The sequence below is a fragment of the Companilactobacillus paralimentarius genome, assembly GCF_963227125.1.
Classification (GTDB): Bacteria; Bacillota; Bacilli; order Lactobacillales; family Lactobacillaceae; genus Companilactobacillus; species Companilactobacillus paralimentarius.
In genome coordinates, this window is sequence record NZ_OY724131.1 from 2,180,683 (window position 1) to 2,198,158 (window position 17,476).

The 17,476-nt window shown below is 36.2% G+C and carries 19 protein-coding genes; 2 read left to right on the plus strand and 17 right to left on the minus strand.

From position 1 onward, the window contains the following. Window positions 1-221: 221 nt before the first annotated feature. Complete coding sequence (mscL, locus tag ACI6PB_RS10775; protein ID WP_025084375.1) at window positions 222-635, plus strand: large conductance mechanosensitive channel protein MscL; 414 nt, start codon at window positions 222-224, stop codon at window positions 633-635. A 69-nt stretch (window positions 636-704) separates the two neighbouring features. Here the strand turns inward: mscL and ACI6PB_RS10780 are convergent, their stop codons facing one another. The 11 genes from ACI6PB_RS10780 to ACI6PB_RS10830 all read right to left on the minus strand — a co-directional run bounded on the left by ACI6PB_RS10780 (window position 705) and on the right by ACI6PB_RS10830 (window position 11,837). After that, a complete protein-coding gene (locus ACI6PB_RS10780) occupies window positions 705-1,736 on the minus strand; it encodes a hypothetical protein (protein ID WP_309510717.1) in 1,032 nt (343 codons plus the stop codon). Between the two features lie 131 nt (window positions 1,737-1,867). Beyond that, window positions 1,868-2,845: a ribose-phosphate diphosphokinase gene (locus ACI6PB_RS10785; protein WP_025084373.1), complete on the minus strand. Its 978-nt coding sequence runs from the start codon at window positions 2,843-2,845 to the stop codon at window positions 1,868-1,870. 13 nt (window positions 2,846-2,858) lie between these two features. After that, the gene (gene glmU / locus ACI6PB_RS10790; protein WP_054642414.1) at window positions 2,859-4,247 is read right to left on the minus strand and encodes a bifunctional UDP-N-acetylglucosamine diphosphorylase/glucosamine-1-phosphate N-acetyltransferase GlmU; all 1,389 of its coding nucleotides are present in this window, start codon (window positions 4,245-4,247) and stop codon (window positions 2,859-2,861) included. Between the two features lie 74 nt (window positions 4,248-4,321). Then, complete coding sequence (gene purR / locus ACI6PB_RS10795; protein WP_025084372.1) at window positions 4,322-5,164, minus strand: pur operon repressor; 843 nt, start codon at window positions 5,162-5,164, stop codon at window positions 4,322-4,324. Between the two features lie 291 nt (window positions 5,165-5,455). Continuing rightward, window positions 5,456-5,746 (minus strand): Veg family protein, encoded by a 291-nt coding sequence (locus tag ACI6PB_RS10800; protein WP_025084371.1) that lies wholly within the window; start codon window positions 5,744-5,746, stop codon window positions 5,456-5,458. A 137-nt stretch (window positions 5,747-5,883) separates the two neighbouring features. Further along, entirely contained in the window at window positions 5,884-6,762 is an 879-nt protein-coding gene (rsmA, locus tag ACI6PB_RS10805; RefSeq protein ID WP_404327405.1) for a 16S rRNA (adenine(1518)-N(6)/adenine(1519)-N(6))-dimethyltransferase RsmA, read from the minus strand. Then, a complete protein-coding gene (gene rnmV / locus ACI6PB_RS10810; protein WP_309511213.1) occupies window positions 6,749-7,330 on the minus strand; it encodes a ribonuclease M5 in 582 nt (193 codons plus the stop codon). The genes rsmA and rnmV overlap by 14 nt, the downstream gene beginning before the upstream one ends. Next, entirely contained in the window at window positions 7,327-8,088 is a 762-nt protein-coding gene (locus tag ACI6PB_RS10815) for a TatD family hydrolase (RefSeq protein ID WP_025084368.1), read from the minus strand. Before ACI6PB_RS10815 ends, rnmV begins: the two co-directional genes overlap by 4 nt. After that, complete coding sequence (metG, locus tag ACI6PB_RS10820) at window positions 8,088-10,109, minus strand: methionine--tRNA ligase (protein WP_404280445.1); 2,022 nt, start codon at window positions 10,107-10,109, stop codon at window positions 8,088-8,090. Before metG ends, ACI6PB_RS10815 begins: the two co-directional genes overlap by 1 nt. 45 nt (window positions 10,110-10,154) lie before the next feature. Beyond that, window positions 10,155-10,856 (minus strand): NAD-dependent protein deacylase, encoded by a 702-nt coding sequence (locus tag ACI6PB_RS10825; RefSeq protein ID WP_404327979.1) that lies wholly within the window; start codon window positions 10,854-10,856, stop codon window positions 10,155-10,157. Between the two features lie 24 nt (window positions 10,857-10,880). Beyond that, the gene (locus tag ACI6PB_RS10830) at window positions 10,881-11,837 is read right to left on the minus strand and encodes a hypothetical protein (RefSeq protein WP_025084367.1); all 957 of its coding nucleotides are present in this window, start codon (window positions 11,835-11,837) and stop codon (window positions 10,881-10,883) included. 31 nt (window positions 11,838-11,868) lie between these two features. Between ACI6PB_RS10830 and ACI6PB_RS10835 the strand changes: the two genes are divergently transcribed. Further along, window positions 11,869-12,375, plus strand: a complete 507-nt coding sequence (locus ACI6PB_RS10835; RefSeq protein WP_025084366.1) for a YbhB/YbcL family Raf kinase inhibitor-like protein — start codon at window positions 11,869-11,871, stop codon at window positions 12,373-12,375. 4 nt (window positions 12,376-12,379) lie between these two features. On the opposite strand, the gene ACI6PB_RS10840 is transcribed toward ACI6PB_RS10835, so the two are convergent. From ACI6PB_RS10840 to ACI6PB_RS10865, 6 genes are all read right to left on the minus strand, one after another. Next, the gene (locus tag ACI6PB_RS10840) at window positions 12,380-13,297 is read right to left on the minus strand and encodes an exopolyphosphatase (RefSeq protein ID WP_025084365.1); all 918 of its coding nucleotides are present in this window, start codon (window positions 13,295-13,297) and stop codon (window positions 12,380-12,382) included. Between the two features lie 72 nt (window positions 13,298-13,369). Continuing rightward, entirely contained in the window at window positions 13,370-14,143 is a 774-nt protein-coding gene (locus ACI6PB_RS10845; RefSeq protein ID WP_025084364.1) for an ABC transporter permease, read from the minus strand. Then, window positions 14,136-14,783 (minus strand): ATP-binding cassette domain-containing protein, encoded by a 648-nt coding sequence (locus ACI6PB_RS10850; protein WP_404278288.1) that lies wholly within the window; start codon window positions 14,781-14,783, stop codon window positions 14,136-14,138. Before ACI6PB_RS10850 ends, ACI6PB_RS10845 begins: the two co-directional genes overlap by 8 nt. 210 nt (window positions 14,784-14,993) lie before the next feature. Further along, the gene (locus ACI6PB_RS10855) at window positions 14,994-15,842 is read right to left on the minus strand and encodes a peptidoglycan-binding protein (RefSeq protein WP_404327406.1); all 849 of its coding nucleotides are present in this window, start codon (window positions 15,840-15,842) and stop codon (window positions 14,994-14,996) included. 3 nt (window positions 15,843-15,845) lie between these two features. Beyond that, window positions 15,846-16,778: an IS30 family transposase gene (locus ACI6PB_RS10860; RefSeq protein ID WP_404327407.1), complete on the minus strand. Its 933-nt coding sequence runs from the start codon at window positions 16,776-16,778 to the stop codon at window positions 15,846-15,848. Between the two features lie 112 nt (window positions 16,779-16,890). Then, window positions 16,891-17,301: an SLAP domain-containing protein gene (locus tag ACI6PB_RS10865; protein ID WP_404327408.1), complete on the minus strand. Its 411-nt coding sequence runs from the start codon at window positions 17,299-17,301 to the stop codon at window positions 16,891-16,893. Window positions 17,302-17,476: the final 175 nt, after the last annotated feature.

Here is a 17,476-nt window from a genome sequence, read left to right on the forward strand (position 1 = left end):
AACGTACAGAGCTTTCGCTACCAATCGGATAATATCTTTTATTACTTATCAATAATTAGGATTACCTTCAAGTCATATTCACAACGTTCCACCAGTAAAATAATAATCTCAATTAAAATTTCACTAAATATTTATGTCACCTCTTTTATTTTTTTGAAAATATAGTAGAGTGAGTCTTGTACTTTGAAAAAGGTAAAATCAATGAAGGAGATTTGGCGAAAATGTTTAAGGAATTCCAAGAGTTTATTTCCCGTGGTAGTGTTGTTGACTTAGCCGTCGGTGTTATCGTTGGTGCTGCTTTCAACAGTTTGGTATCAGCGTTAACTACCTACATTTTAAATCCGCTAATCGGTCTCATTATTGGGCAAATTGATTTGTCAGATATGAAGTTCCAAGTTTTAGGTGCAAATTTTCTAATCGGTGACTTCATCAATGCTATAATCAATTTCTTGATCATTATGTTCGTTGTTTTCATAATTGTTAAAATGATGAATAGAATGCGTCGTGATGGTTCACGTAGTAAGTTTGATAAAAATGGTGATGAAATTCCTGACCCACAAACTGAATACTTACAACAAATTCGTGATCTATTGAGATATCAACAAAGAAATAACAACAATAACAATAGATACTAAAAATAATCCGCACTAACTGTTTTGGAACTATCCTATAACAGTTAATACGGATTTTTTTGTTGAAAATTTTTAATGTAAAGGTGTAACGACTTTCAAATCTAGAGCTTGTAAGAATCCACTTGGTCCATCTACTACCATTGGAATCACATTAACACTTGGCGCTGCGCTAGTTACATAACTTTCATCTAGTGGCATCATTCCGTTGATGCTGATATCCAATGATTTTGGCATACCTTCAATATGAATTTCATTATCAATGGCAGGTGTTTTAACAACATCATCACAAATCTTGTGTACATAAATCAAACTGACTTTAGCTTCACCTTTAACCATGCCACTCATTGTAAACTTATGTCCATAAATGGTCCCTTTCTTAACAGTTCCAAAAGTTGGGTGCAAATCTTCAGGAGCTGTATACCACTCGTGATCAACTTTTACATCGTCAAACTTAATTCCTAAACGCTCTCCCATCTCATACACACCTGAAATGTAGTATGAAGCAATTCCTAATTTGAGTTTATCCTGTGGGAATTTATCTGGATCCATCCCATAGCCGAAGACCTTGACCCAACTTGAATAGTTGTGTTGATCGTCTTCACCTGATTGAACAGTTATTTTATCAACGTGTCCCATCAAACCTGCCAAGACCGTTGGAATATATGATGCATAGGCTCCTGGCAATAATCCGGTTGGCAAATATGAAACACCGTTTTCTTTAGCAGTATCATTGATCATCTTATACAAATCTGGTGTTGTAACTTGTGAATAATAGATTGGCAAAGTTGTGACAACATTCTTTTTAGACTTTAATACTCGACAAATATCAAGTGCACTAGGAGTAAAACCACCCTTTTCGTCACGAACTAACGGTGTATAATCCAAAACTACATCTGCATCTAACTTCAATGCATCTTCAATATTATCAGTTACAGTAATACCGGTTTTAGGAAAATTAAATATTTCACCAGAATCACGACCGATTTTCTTAGGGTCAACATCAACAGCAGCAACCAACTTCAATGATTGTTTTTCTTGAATCATTCTGATAGCTGCTCTACCAACATTTCCAAGGCCCCAAACGATAACTTTATATTGTTTCATCCTATCACCTCAAAAGGTTTTAATGACCTTTTTCTATTGCTCATATTATCACGTAGTTAAAAGAGTTAATACCAATAACACATGAAAAAAAAGAGCCACTTTCTAAGAAGTGACTCTTTTTTATTTGCGGCTTATTTTTTATTCTTAAAACGTGTATTGAACAATGGACTGACAGGTTCATTTTCATGGACACGTTGAATTGCTTCACCGATAAGTGGTCCAACTGAAACTTGAACCATCTTGTCGATAATTTTTTCTTTAGGAAGATTGATTGAATCAGTAACAACTAAAGTCTTGATTGGTGATGCTTCAATTCTTTCGATAGCAGGACCTGAAAGAATTGGGTGTGTACAACATGCGTAAACTTCAGTAGCACCAGCATCAATAAGTGCTTGAGATGCTAGAGAAATTGTACCAGCAGTATCGATCATATCATCAATAATGATGGCACGTTTGCCTTTAACATTACCAATAATATTCATAACTTCAGCAACATTGGCACGAGGTCTACGTTTATCGATAATAGCAATTGGTGTCTTCAAGAATTCAGCTAGTTTTCTGGCACGAGTTACACCACCATGATCAGGTGAAACAACAACAGCGCCTTCTTCTAGATGATTTGTTAGGAAGTAATCAGCTAGCAATGGAGCACCCATCAAATGATCAACTGGAATATCGAAGAAACCTTGAATTTGTGCAGCATGAAGATCAAGTGCAAGTACACGATCTACACCAGCACGTTCCAACATATTAGCAACTAATTTAGCAGTAATAGGTTCACGTGAACGTGATTTACGATCTTGTCTAGCATAACCATAATAAGGAATTACAACATTGATAACACTAGCTGAAGCACGTCTTAAGGCATCAACCATGATCAATAATTCCATCAAATTATCGTTAACTGGTGCTGAAGTTGATTGAATCAAGAAGACTTCTGCTCCACGAATACTTTCTTCAATATTAATTTGGATTTCACCGTCACTGAAACGTGTAACTGATGACTTTCCAAGTGGTACTCCTACAACCTTAGCAATTTTTTCTGCTAAAGGTTTATTAGAGTTCAATGCAAAAATTTTCATTGGTCGTTCATTATTTTGACATGACATTAATTATTCACCCTTATTTCCAATCTTCACTTTTTGATAGTGGTAATCTTTCCCAAAAATCTTCTTTGTTAGTTTGTCTTTCACGCGCAATAGCCATTGCATGCTTAGGAATGTCGTTAGTAATAGTTGAACCAGCGGCAATAAATGAATGATCAGCCATTTCTACTGGAGCAATAATATTTGAATTGCTACCAATAAATGAATGGTCACCGATATTACTGTGCCACTTCTTAACACCATCGTAGTTAACAAAAACCACTCCACAACCAACATTGATATCAGTTCCAAGAGTTGCATCACCGACATATGTCAAATGACCAACCTTAGTTCTGTCACCAATTTTAGCATTTTTAACTTCACAGAAATTACCAATATGGACATCACGGCCAATTTCAGCTTTTGGTCTTAGATGTGAGTTAGGCCCAACATTGCTACCTTTATGCATAATGGCACTCTCAATTGTTGAACTGATAACTTCAACGTTATCTTGAATCTCAGAATCAGAAATTCTTGAGCCAGAACCAATAACACATTCTGAACCAATAGTTGTTTTACCAAAGATTTTTACATTTGGTTCGATAACTGTATCGTTACCAATTTCAACATCAATATCAATATATGTGTTATCAGGATCAACGATTGTAACGCCATCACGCATATGTGCTTCGTTGATTCTTCTTTGCATAATCTTTTCAGCTTGTGACAAGGCAACACGATCATTAACACCTAATGATTCGCTCAAATCAGCCATTTCAAAGGCTGAAACTTTCTTACCTTGTTCTTTAAGCAATGAAATTACGTCAGGTAAATAATATTCACCTTGGGCATTATCATTATTAACTTTATGTAAGTTTTCAAACAATAGTTTATTGTCAAAACACAATACACCAGTATTAATTTCTTGTATTTCTTGTTCACTTCTTGAAGCATCTTTTTGCTCAACAATTTTTTCAACGTTGCCACCATTATCACGGACAATACGACCGTAACCAAATGGATTATCAGCATGCGCTGTCAAAATTGTAACGGCTGCTTCTTCTTTTTCATGATAATCTAATAATTTTTCAAAAGTATCAGCAGTGAATAATGGTGTATCACCATTAACAATGAGCGTTATACCCTCTTTGTTACCTAGATCCTTTTCAGCTTGCATTACAGCATTTGCTGTTCCCAATTGTTCCTCTTGCAAAGCATAGTTAGTTCTATCACCGAGTAGATCTCTAACTTTATCGGCACCATTTCCAATAACAGTTTCAATCAAGTCTGGTTCGATCTTTTCAACTTGCGTTAAAACATGATCAACCATTGCTCTACCAGCAACAGGATGCAATACTTTGTATAGTCTCGACTTCATTCTTGTACCTTTACCGGCAGCAAGAATTATTACATAACGATTCGACATCAGAAACTCCCTTCAGTCATTCAAATATCCTTATATATAATAGCATTATTATATATAACTGCTCAATCAAGAATTTATTCAAAATAACTGAAATCGGTATTTGTTAAATAATTTCCCGGTTCCACATTCAAAACTCGATTCTTGGTATCAATTTTTGTTACTTTGAAAATTGATGTTACATCGGAATCACCAAATTGACTATTAATATTGATGTTTTCGGCAAAGACCGTTGCACCAACAAAAATAGCATTGAATTCCGAGATCAAACTACGCAAACCATTGATGGTTCCGCCGCCTTTCATGAAGTCATCAACAACTAATACACGTGATCCTTCTTCTAAACTGCGTTTTGATAATTCCATTTTTTCAACACGATCAGATGAACCTGATGCATAGTTGACACTAATAGTTGATCCTTCAGTGATCTTCGAGTCACGACGAACAATCACAAATGGAATATTCAAGAAATTAGCTACACTTTGGGCAATTGGTATACCTTTAGTAGCCACCGTCATAACGACATCAATTGAACTTTGTGAATATTGGGTGGCAATCATACGGCCAACATTTCTCAATAATTCAGGATCAGCCAACAAATCAGTTAAGTACAAATACCCACCAGGTAAAATACGGTTGGGTTCAACTAATTTTTTGGATGTTTCTTCAACAAATTCAGTTGCTTCTTTCTTAGAAATTCCAGGTGTAAATATCACACCGCCACCAGCACCAGGCAATGTTTCTAGAACACCAATTCCTCTGATCATAAATGTTCTTCTCAAAATACCCAGATCCTCAGATATTGACGACTTAGCTGATTCGTAACGATCAGCAAAAAACGCTAGTGAAATTAGCGTATGTGGTCGTTCAAGTAAATAGCGAGTCATATCAATTAAACGTTCGCTTCTTCGTGTTTTCATCTTTTTTTCTCCTAAAACGTATCTCACTACAAGATTATAAAGCAAAACAATGAACAATTCATGTTTTTTTGAATGTAACCAGTATCATTTTACAAACTTTATAAATTTTTGCATAAAATTTAGATGTCAGCTCCTGTGGCAAAGTAGCTTGGTCTGGAATACTATAAACGTTCAAAATAAAATATTAAACAAAAAATAGACCATAATAATCAATTTTGATTATCATGGTCTATTTACTTTATTGCTTGGAAATTAAACTTATTGTTCACTATTCCAACTAACGGATTCTTATTATTCAGCCTCTGCCTCAGTGTCTGAGTCAGAATCAGTTTCAGCTACTTCTTCTTCATTATCAAAATGAATATCGATTGATTTTGTTAATAGATCTGCATAACTGTATGAAACTCTTTCAAAAGAATTTTCATTTTGATCCAAATCTACAACAAAAACTGAATGGAATGTTTCTGATAAAGTTCCGCGACGGCGGATTACTTTCTTACGACCTGCTTGTGCGACAATAGTCAAATTCTCACCTAAGTGTGAATCTAATCGACTCTTAATTGTCTTCAATGATGTTGGCATTATAATAATCACTCCTTAGGAGTGAAATTTTACCACGTTTCATTGATTTTTTCAAGAAAAACTTTCATTTGGCATAAAATTATTTTTTTGATGCCGTCCTCTATAACAAAATCTTTACGGACGACAGGAATTATACACTATTTTGCAAATTCTATTGCCATTTGCTTGAATTGTTCAATTGAAACTTCTTCAGCACGAGCATTTTCACCAATGTTGCATTTTTCAAAAATGGCTTTGATCTTTGCACGATTCTCATCAGTTCTTCCTTGCCAGTTCAACATATTATTCATCAAGCTCTTACGCTTATGAGCAAAGGCAGAACGAACTACTTTATTGAAGAATACAGGATCACTAATATCTACTTTTTCCTTTGGTAAACGATTCAAAACCGCAACGGCTGAATCAACTTTAGGACGTGGGATGAAAGAGTTGCGACCGACAATACGATCAATCTTTGCATCCATTTGTGTTTGCACTGCAATAGTTAAAGAACCATACTCACGATGCCCCGGATTGGCAGTGATTCTTTCAGCTACTTCTTTTTGCATCATCAAAACAAGTGATTGGAACGGATAATCACTATTAATCAAATTCAACATAATTGGTGTAGTGATGTAATAAGGTAAATTAGCTACAACTTTGATTGTTTTACCAACCAAATCATGTTCTTTAACAAATTCATCTAAATCAACTTTCAAAATATCCTGATTGATAACCTCAATATTATCATAATACTGTAAGGTATCAGCTAATACAGGAATCAAATTTTCATCAATTTCAAATGCATAAACTTTTTCGGCAACTTGTGCTAATTTTTCAGTCAAAGCACCAATACCAGGTCCAATTTCAATAGCAATCTCATCTGATTTCAAACCACTAGCATCCACAATTCCGTCTAAAACTTTTTCATTTGTTAAAAAATTTTGCCCCAAACTTTTCTTTGCGCGTAACTTATACTTGCGCATTATGTCATTAGTACGAATAGGGTCAGCGATACTTAATCTATTTTGTGTCATGAGTACTTCCTTTATCAAATTTTTCAACTATGGCGACTAAATCTTGTGGTGCAATTTGAAACATATTCAGACGATTCAAAAATTGTTTGGCATTAGTGTAACCTATCTTCAGTTTTGAACCAACAAATTCACGACGTAAATGCGAATCACTTTTACCTACTAAACCAAGATCCACCATGTCATCATGGTCATAATCCTTAAAATTGTTATCGGTTCTAGTATAAACGGCTGCCAAAGCCGCCTTGATGTCTGCATCATTAGCGTGTTCTATTCCTAAACTACCATCACTCTTTTTGGGAACTGCTTGAGATCTTGGTAGAAAAGCCTGTTTAGCAGCAGGAACAGCCTTTTGAATAATAGTTCGGAGACGATTTCCATTAAAATCGGGGTCAGTGAACACAATTACGCCACGCTTATCTTGAGCAATCTTGATACGTTCGATTGTCTCTTGATTAAGTGCCGAACCAGTTGTTTCAATTGTATCGACATCACCAAAACAATCTTTTAATCGATTGGTATCGGATTTACCTTCTACAACTATAATTTCTTTTATTTTTTTCATGTTTATAGATTATACACTTTATGAGCATTTTTAAAGGTATGTTCAGCAACTTCATCAGGTGAAATATCTTTATACTTAGCAATCGCATCGACTACGTATCTAGTGTATGCCGGTTGATTAGAATGACCACGATATGGTTCAGGTGTTAAGTATGGTGCATCAGTTTCCACCAGCAATCGATCTAGCGGTGTATTCTTGGCTGATTCATGAACCTCGGGTGCGTTTTTAAATGAAACGACGCCACTATAAGAGATCCATAAACCAAGGTCTAAGAAACGATTAAGCCACTTAACATCCCCATTGAAACTATGCAAGATAATACCTGACTTAGACATATCATGATTCTTAAGAATTTCATACATATCATCAAAAGCATCACGACAATGAATTGAGACTGGCATGTTATATTGTTTAGCCACATCCAACTGTTGAATCAAAACTTTTTGTTGAATCTTGGGATCTGGGTCTTCTTCCCAATGATAATCCAAGCCAATTTCACCAATACCAACAACTTCGGGCAATTTGATCTGATTAACCAATTGTTCTTCATTGTACTCTTTGGCAAATTCAGGATGCCAACCGACTACAGCATGCAATGGTTGGTAATTCTGTGCTAAACGAATGGCTTCAATATTGAACTCTTCATTAGAACCAATAATAGCCATTTCAACAACATCTAACTCTTTTGCATTATCAATGAATTGTTGGGTTTTACCAGCAAAAGCTTCATCATTTAAATGTGTATGTGTATCAAAGATTTTCATTAGCCTAAAATAGCTCCATTTTTATGTGAATTATCCACGATAGCAAGTTTTACTTCGTCACCTTTTTCAGTTGATAGCAACATTCCGTTACTCCATTCGCCAACCATCTTACGAGGCTTCAAGTTAACAACTGCTAGGACTTTCTTACCAATCAACTCTTTATAGTTAGGGTAGAATTTGTGCATTCCTGAAAGGATTTGACGATCAACGCCTGATCCATCATCCAACTTAAATTGAAGTAATTTACTTGAATTTTCTACTGGTTTTACATCAAGAATCTCGGTTACAACCATCTTAACTTTTTCAAAATCATCAAATTCGATTTCTTTAGGATAACCATCGTCAGAAGCTGCTTGAGCTTTAGCCTTAGCTTGAGCAGATTTACTCAACTTACCAGCACCATGCTTAGCTTGTTCTTCAGCCATCTTGCCCTTAATATACTTAACTTCTTCTTCAGCATCCAAACGTGGGAAGATTGGTTCTGGTTTAGCAGTAACAGTCTTACCTACCACTGTGTCGCCAAAATCAAGTGACTTATCACTACTATAATCAAGGCCCAATTGAGAGAACATCTTAACTGGAGCTTGTGTCATAACGGGACTGATGAGCAAGGCAATCAAACGTAATGATTCAGCCAAGTGACCTAAGACAGCTTGTAGTTCGGCCTTCTTACTGTCATCTTTAGCAAGAACCCATGGTTGTGTCTCATCGATATACTTATTAGCACGACTGATGAATGACCAAACGCTAGCTAAGGCATCAGGGAATTCAAATTTATCCATATGTTCTCTGTAAGCTGCCAAAGTGTCAGCATATGATTTTTCAAGATCTTTATCAAGATCTGTTACAGCAGCGATTGAAACAACCTTACCATCATCATACTTATTGATCATTGAAATGGTTCTGTTCAATAAGTTTCCTAAATCGTTAGCTAAATCGTAGTTAATCTTGTCAATGTAATCTTCAGGAGTGAAGACACCATCGCTACCAAATGGCATTGCACGCATCAAGTAGTAACGAAGTGAATCTAGTCCATATCTAGAAACTAACATTTCTGGATAAACGACATTTCCCTTAGATTTAGACATCTTACCGTCTTTCATCAATAACCAACCATGACCGAAGACTTGCTTAGGCAATTCAACACCCAAAGCCATCAAAATGATTGGCCAGTAAATAGTATGGAAACGAACGATTTCCTTACCAACAAATTGAACATTAGCTGGCCAATATCTCTTGAAGAGTGAATCGTCGTCGCTTTCATAACCAAGAGCTGTGATATAGTTCAAAAGCGCATCAATCCAAACATAAACAACGTGTTCTGGATTACTTGGAACTTTAACACCCCAGTTGAAAGTTGTTCTAGAAATAGCTAAGTCTTCTAGACCTGGTTTGATAAAATTATTGATCATTTCATTCTTACGAATTTCTGGTTCGATGAAGGTTGGGTTGTCTTTATAATATTGCAAAAGACGATCAGCATATTTGCTCATCTTGAAGAAATAACATGGTTCTTTAACAAGTTGAACTTCATGACCTGAAGGAGCTTTACCACCGATGACTTTACCATTTTCATCATGATAAACTTCAGCCATTTGTGATTCAGTAAAGTATTCCTCATCGTCAACTGAATACCAACCTGAGTATTCGCCTAAATAAATATCCCCTTGTTTAATTAGACGTTCAATAATTTTTTGAACAGCTTTAACATGATAATCATCTGTTGTACGGATGAATTTGTCGTTAGAAATATCGAGCTTCTTCCAAAGCTCCTTGATTCCTTTAGCCATCATATCAACATATTCTTGTGGTTCCATATGCTTTTCTTCGGCTTTTTGTTCGATTTTAAGACCATGTTCGTCAGTTCCTGTTAGGAAGAAAACATCATAGCCTTCATTACGCTTGTAACGAGCCAAGGTGTCCGCTGCAATCGTTGTATATGAGTTCCCAATTGTTAATTTTCCTGATGGATAATAAATGGGTGTTGTAATGTAAAAAGTTTTTCTTTCTTCAGTCAATATATTAACCTCCACCGCTTTCAAATTGATATTAAGTATAGCATTCTTTTATATTTGTGAAAAAACGTTCGTCGCATCATCATCGATAGCTAGAATCGATGAATCAATGTTTAAATCTTCTTTATTGATAACCACTAATTTAGCTTGGGAAGTGCTATATTCTAGTAATCCTGCAAAAGGATATACTTTAAAACTAGTTCCCACTACCACTAGTAAATCAGCCTTTTGAACTGCTAAAGCAGCATTTTGAAAGTTTTTCGGGTTAATATTTTCCCCATATAGGACGGTCGTCCCAGGGCGAATAATACCGTTATCTTCATGGTGTCGATAATCTTTTAAATAGTCCTTATAATCAAACTCTTTGCCACAAGTTAGGCAATGAATATTATCATACAAATTACCATGAAACTCTACCACATTCTTAGCTCCCGCTTTTGTGTGAAGTTTATCGACATTCTGTGTTACGATGGCACCCTTTTGATTACTGATCTGTGCCATTTTTTTATGGATAATATTAGGTTGTGCATCAGGAAAGTACATATTATGAACTACGAAATCATGGAAAACATCAGGATGTTCAACTAAGTTGTCGTGACTCAACATATATTCTGGTGGAAAATTATAACTCTTCCGCTTATACAATCCGTTTTTTGAACGATAATCGGGAATTCCCGATGGTACAGATACGCCTGCACCAGTTAGAAAAGTTACAAAATTAGCTTTGTCTAGTAATTCTTTAAACTCTTCAATCTTATCTTGCACACAAATCCCCTCTTATCTAATTAAGTATTTAACTTCTTCTTTTTCGAAAACATCAATGATCTTGTATTGGTAGAAGGCCTTGTAAAATTCTGGCGTTACTTTACCGGGATCAATATCCAAAGTCGTAACGCTTTGACCATCATTAATACCCAAAAGTACGAAAGCATCTTTGCCAGTTGCACGATTCTTAAATGAAGAATGTTTTACTTGATAAACTTGATTTAATGATAATCTCAATTGACGTTCTGATAATACAGGTGTGATATTTAAAAATTCGTGATAGCCTAAACCTTCATAACCATTAGATAAAATAATTTCATTATAAGTGTCCAATGCATTAACTAAAGCACGTCTAAAGTGGAATGCGCTCGATAAATCATTAGCTTCTGCAATCTTAACCAATTTTTCAGCATACTTGTACGATGTTGGAAATTCATCTTTCCATTTATCATCTTGAGCGTGTTCACTAAAAATAATGCCATCAAACATGATCAAAGTACGGTAGAAGCGCATATTAGCCAAATCTAAAGAAACTTTAGGTGTAAGGGCTGCTTCAATTCCTTTGAGAAATTCTTCTTTGACCTCGTCTGTATAAGTTCCATCAGCTTTTTGAGATTTCAAAACCGAGATATGTTCTAATGTTTCAAAGATTGAATTAGCAATTGCTAGAATACGGCCATCATAATCTGGTTTGCCAGATGTTACAGCACAAGAGATACTTGGCTCATCAGACAATTCCAATGCAATATGATAAAGTTCATGTGCCAAAACAAATTCACTGTATTTTTCATTAGTGATAACGACTTTTACGATATCACCATTAACCTCATGACTTGCTTGATCTAAAGTCAAAAACTCTTGTTTTGAATAGTCTGAGTAAATCTCGACTTTTTTATTATATTCTTGCTCAATTTTTTGAACCTGCTCTACAATACTAGTAGATAGGTCGTTGTTATCTATTTGTTTCATTATTACACCTCATTTTAAAGGAGATTTTTTTATGGATGTTAATGTATCTTTACCAAATAATCTCTTGCCCGATAAATATGGCAAGCATGCTGCTCCTGAGGATATAAAAAATGGGAAACCTCTAATTAGTTTCCCAATTCAATTATCCAATCTACCGGCAGATACAAAAACTATTGCTTTGACTTTTACTGATCCTGATTCAATTCCCGTTTGTGGATTTGAATGGATTCACTGGACAATGGCAAATATTCCTAATTCACAGTTAGAAATACCTGAAAACTTCAGTCGACTTGCTCAAAGTCCAATTGTTCAAGGAAAGAACAGTACAGCCAGCCCATTATTTGATGGCCCCAAAGATTTGGCCACTGGTTACAATGGACCATATCCACCAGATCAAACCCATGATTATATTCTCAAGGTGTTTGCTCTAGATGATAACCTTAACTTGGAAAATGGTTTTTGGATGAACGAATTATTACACCAAATGGATGGACATATTCTTGACCAAGCTCAAATAACCATCCCTAGTCGCGCATAATTGTTTACTCTTTTAAATGCATCTTGTGGAAATAATTAAAGACATAGCCTTCTCTAACTCCGAAGTTCGAAAAACGAATTTCGGTAGAGGGGGTCTTTTTTATGATTTCAGAAATTATTAAGATTCCGCCCAAAATAACTTCATATCTACCATCACTCAACTCTTTGATTTGACTCCGTTCTTCCATTGAAGAATGAATCAATTGGTTAAATAAATCATCAATTTGGTCAACGGTAATCACTGAATTGTGAAGCGTCTTTTTTCTTCTATTTTCACGATTCAAAATACTAGTTACGGCCCTTAAAGTTCCGCCCAAACCAACAAAGGTAGCTTTTGCATTCATCCATGTAAGTCGGTCTAAACGTTCACTAATATCTTTTCTTGCCGCTCTTAGTTGTTCACTTTTTATTGGATCACTTTCTAAATACAAATCCGAAATTGAAATAGCACCAATTGGAATACTAAGACCGTGTTTTAAGCGTCCTTTTTTTGCCAAACTAATTTCACTACTACCACCACCGACATCAACAATCAATGCATCTTTGATCCGCATTGTGCTACGTACGGCCACATAATCATAATAAGCTTCTTCTTGCTCATTGATGATTTCTAGCTGCAAGCCAGTTTCTTTAAGAACAGCAAAAATTAGTTGTTCTTGATTTTTAGCCATTCTAACTGCTGCAGTGGCGATTAAACTAGTTCGATCTACGTGATACCTTTCAATTCGAGTTTGAAATTTCTTTAGAACATCAATGGTCTCTTCAATTTGATCATTAGTTAAAAGACGGCTCTGAGCAATTGATTTGCCTAATCGAACCGGCTCACGCCAACGATCCAAAGTTTTAAAGCGATTCTTTTTTGAAGATCGATACACTGATGTTCTAATGGAGTTAGATCCAATTTCAATAACTGCTAACTTCAAATTTACATCACATCCCATTGTATCAATTATATAAAAAAATAGGCCTATATAGTAGACCTATTTTTCACAAAGTTAAGAAATTAATTCATTTTTTAACTGTTTTCTTTCATTAAAGAATTGACGATAACCTAAATAACAGGAAATAATTGAACCGATACTAGTCGATGCTAACAGCATAAAGGTAACCATAATCTGATATTTAATTGCCTTAACTGGATCAACTCCGGCGAAGATCAAACCCGACATCATCCCTGGCAAACTGACCAAACCAAGTGTCTTAATTGAATCGATTGTGGGTTGCATACCACTCTTGATACTGTCTCGTAAAATATCGAGTGAAGCTAGTTTAATATCAGCGCCTAAAGCTAGTTTTTCCAAAATCTGTTGATGGCGATCAGAAAAGGTCTGCTTCATGTTGCGATAACAAAGGCCAATAGCGACCATGATATTACTAGCAATCATTCCGGTTACAGGGACGATCTGTTCAGGTACAAATTTAATTGAGCCAGTAAAAACTAACGTTCCTAAAGTGATGGTCGTTCCCACAAAAATGGCTAATAATGACGATTGAAATGCTTTTGGAATACCATTACCTCGTTTTCCTGCATTATAAGAAGCATTGATAACAATAATAATGAAGCAGGCTAAAGTTAACCAAATATCGTCAGCCTTAATAACAAATTTTAAAACATATCCAACAATCGACAACTGAATGATTGCTCGAACAACACCAATAATAATATCCTTATCAATATGTAATTTTTCAATATAGCCAATTACTAAGGCCACAATTACTAAGACGAAGCCCAACATTAGAGTTGAATTGGAAACTGTTAAATTAGACATTATCCACTACCTCCCCATTTTTGATCGTTATTTTATCCTGTGAGGCTTCAATTTCTGACTCATCATGTGTTACTCGTAAGATTGTCAATCCTCGTTGATTGAATTCATTTAGCATTGAATGAACAATATTTTTGTTTTCCACATCCAACCCAGCAGTAACCTCATCAGTTATTAACACTTCCGGTGGAAAAATCAAATTACGTAAAAGTGCAATTCGCTGTTTTTCACCACCAGAAACATCGTTAACACTCTTATCAAGATAGCTTTCATCTAAATTGACCATCTTTAAATATTGTTTAACTTTGCTCTCATCAAACTCTTCGTTACGAACTTCAAAGGGAAACATTAAATTATCTCGCACTGTTTTACCAAACAGGGTTGGTTGTTGAAAAGCATAAGAAACTCTTTGACGATATTCTGTTGGCTCATAGGAATCAACTGTTTTACCATTAAATAGTACTTTCCCCGATGTTTGACTGATCATTGAGGCCAAAATTCGCATAAAAGTACTTTTTCCACTTCCTGAAGGTCCAACTACTGTAATGTACTTCCCCTTCTCTATTTCTACACTGATATGTTTTAAAATCTCTTTATCACCAACTTGATAGGACAAGTCTTGAACATCAAAAATCTTTTCCACAATCATCTCACCTCTCCCACTAATTTCACTAACAATTATCAACATGTCTTTCTATAATACATAATAATCGGCTTATAAATAAAATCATAGATAAATACAAAATCTCGACCAATTAACCAATAATTGATCGAGATTCTTTTATTTAGGAAATTGAACACATTCTATCCCTATTGATAAAACCGAATTCTATTATATCGGATTCATTTCTGATTAAGCAAATACACGTTTGACACCGGCGATGTTCCCGCGTCCTGAATAGATTGAGTGTACTTGCACAGCATATGGCCATGATTCAATCATCGTATCACGATTTAAAAGAATCCCCACATGCCAAATCAAGCCAGTCGACGGATCAGTATAGAAAATCAAATCGCCTCTTTGACGATTATTGAAGTCAACTTTTGGCATACGATTATCACTCCAAAGCATTCGGCTATTCCACTCATTACCCACTTGAGCGTGTTGAATAGCCGAGACAGGTGCTGGATTGATACCTGAAGCATATAAAGCTTGTGTTACCAGTCCTGAACAATCAACACCATACTGTGGTGAACTGGCAGCACCAGAGATCCAAGTCTGACCTAAATACTTATAAGCCTGGTTGATCATGGCCTCAATATGATCCGATCTCGTACTTGTCTGGTTAGTTTCAAGCGGCGCTACGTACGAATCAAGGCTATACCAAGAAGACTCTGAGAAGCCCATATTTTTCCATGTAGCCAAGTTGACTACACCTGTTACAGGTAATCCTCTACGAGCTTGAAAACTTTTGACACTTGCTGCAATTGAACTGTCATAGATCGTATGAGTATTGGAGTAACCAAAATATTTTCTTACTAAATAAACTTTGACACCTTCAACACCATTATAAAGATCATACCCAACATTCCCCACGGGTTTGATTTGAGTATTTTGAATCTGGAACCATCCACTCGGATTCTGATAACCAACTGCTATGGTCGCATCGTTACTATTCACCCAAATATCATTGCCAATTCGATAATAAGTCAATCCGCCGCTCTGATCGACTTGATCGTATTTCCATAAGGTAGATTGCAACAATTAATCGAATTTTTCGGACAAGTCACCAAAGAAGACTTGGAGTGGCGTTTTCCACCCTAAACATTTCCGGGGACGCCAGTTTAAGTACTTTGAGATCATAGTCAGCTCTTCGTCCGTAACGCTCTCAATTGGCTGGTTCTTTGGAATGTGTAGCCGAATCTCGCGGTTCAACCGTTCGTTGGTTCCGCGTTCATGTGGCGCATACGGGTGGGCAAAATAATGGGCAATTCCGCAGGCTTCAATTTTCTTGAAGCCTGCGAATTCCTTACCGTGATCACTGGTAATTGACTTGACCAAGCCGCGCAACTCCTCGTTAAGCTCTAGGATTGCCTTAGTCATAGCTTTACTATCACGTCCCGGTAAACGACGAATAATCATTAGTCGGGACTTACGATCAGTAAAGGTAGCTAGGACCTCGCCCCTGGTTTTTCCTGATAGGATGGTATCGACTTCAAAATGACCAATCTCTTGACGCAGGTTAGCCTCGTCCGGGCGTTGGTTGATAAACTTCGCCCCACGTGTGTACTGACCACGACCGTCGTGGCTCTTTCGGTACCGCACACCGTGGTCTGGAAGGACCTCGCGTTTGATGTCCAACCAGCCCTTGTCCAGCCAGTTATAGAGGGTTTTGAATGGCATTTGGAGAATATGCGCGATGACTTCAAAACTCCACCGCTGTTCGAGAATGATCCCACGGACGAATTCTCTTAAATTCTCTGTTAGAAGAGTTTTCCGCCCCCGGTGAGTTAGCTTCTTTTCGCAGTCTTCCTGAGCTTGATCAGCGTCATAGTATCCCTTAGGACAGCGCTTTAGTTCATAGTTGATGGTTGAAGGAACTACACCAACTTCTTCAGCAATTTGTTTTTGTGAGTAACCAACCTTAAGCAGCGTTTGGATGACAGTTCTATCCGATAATGTTAAAATGTGACTCATGGGTAATGGACTCCTATTGTTTATAGTTTTGTCACTTAAAACAATACCGGGTCCATTGCCCTTTTTCTATCCAAATTTTTCGTCTGGGTAGAATTCTATTTAATCTTACAATCTACCATAACGAATTAGCCACAAAATTCTTTTGACCATTACGATAAAAGCCATTATCATCATGAGAAAAACTGACGCCACCCCAGTCATTGATAGCTACTATTCCAGATTTTGCATGACCGTAACTGATAGTTACATCTCCGGCTGCTATGTACTCATTCGTAGCCACTCGATAATAGGTTTGGCCTTGATACGTCAGTTTCTGATCAGTCACCCAAGCCGTATTAGCGCCTAATTTTTGATTTTGAATCAACTTACCATCTTCTGTATATAAATTCGTAATTGATTTCGTGTTAACAATCGCCTGCGAATCAATTTTGGATGTATTAGTCGTATCGGCTTTAACACTTTGCGGAGACATCATTAATAAAGCTAAACCACAAACAAAAGCAATTTTGAATCTTTTACTCATTTGTCTGTACCTCTTCCTTATAAATAACGAGATTTATTAATTTATATGTTTATAATTTTTTCGTAATAAATTTAACATCATATTTAATATTACTTAAATATTTAGGCGTCATTTTGATAGACGTTTTGTCTCCGTGATGTAAGGAGGTGTTCTACTACTACTGCTGTTGCTAGGA

What these genes read in the sequence shown, in the direction of transcription:
- glmU (WP_054642414.1), bottom strand. Translation starts at nt 4,247, where the DNA reads ATGTCGAATCGTTATGTAATAATTCTTGCTGCCGGTAAAGGTACAAGA.
- ACI6PB_RS10835 (WP_025084366.1), top strand. Translation starts at nt 11,869, where the DNA reads ATGGATGTTAATGTATCTTTACCAAATAATCTCTTGCCCGATAAATAT.
- ACI6PB_RS10865 (WP_404327408.1), bottom strand. Translation starts at nt 17,301, where the DNA reads ATGAGTAAAAGATTCAAAATTGCTTTTGTTTGTGGTTTAGCTTTATTA.
- ACI6PB_RS10830 (WP_025084367.1), bottom strand. Translation starts at nt 11,837, where the DNA reads ATGAAACAAATAGATAACAACGACCTATCTACTAGTATTGTAGAGCAG.
- ACI6PB_RS10845 (WP_025084364.1), bottom strand. Translation starts at nt 14,143, where the DNA reads ATGTCTAATTTAACAGTTTCCAATTCAACTCTAATGTTGGGCTTCGTC.
- rsmA (WP_404327405.1), bottom strand. Translation starts at nt 6,762, where the DNA reads ATGACACAAAATAGATTAAGTATCGCTGACCCTATTCGTACTAATGAC.
- ACI6PB_RS10860 (WP_404327407.1), bottom strand. Translation starts at nt 16,778, where the DNA reads ATGAGTCACATTTTAACATTATCGGATAGAACTGTCATCCAAACGCTG.
- ACI6PB_RS10785 (WP_025084373.1), bottom strand. Translation starts at nt 2,845, where the DNA reads ATGTCATGTCAAAATAATGAACGACCAATGAAAATTTTTGCATTGAAC.
- mscL (WP_025084375.1), top strand. Translation starts at nt 222, where the DNA reads ATGTTTAAGGAATTCCAAGAGTTTATTTCCCGTGGTAGTGTTGTTGAC.
- ACI6PB_RS10800 (WP_025084371.1), bottom strand. Translation starts at nt 5,746, where the DNA reads ATGCCAACATCATTGAAGACAATTAAGAGTCGATTAGATTCACACTTA.
- ACI6PB_RS10780 (WP_309510717.1), bottom strand. Translation starts at nt 1,736, where the DNA reads ATGAAACAATATAAAGTTATCGTTTGGGGCCTTGGAAATGTTGGTAGA.
- purR (WP_025084372.1), bottom strand. Translation starts at nt 5,164, where the DNA reads ATGAAAACACGAAGAAGCGAACGTTTAATTGATATGACTCGCTATTTA.
- ACI6PB_RS10815 (WP_025084368.1), bottom strand. Translation starts at nt 8,088, where the DNA reads ATGAAAATCTTTGATACACATACACATTTAAATGATGAAGCTTTTGCT.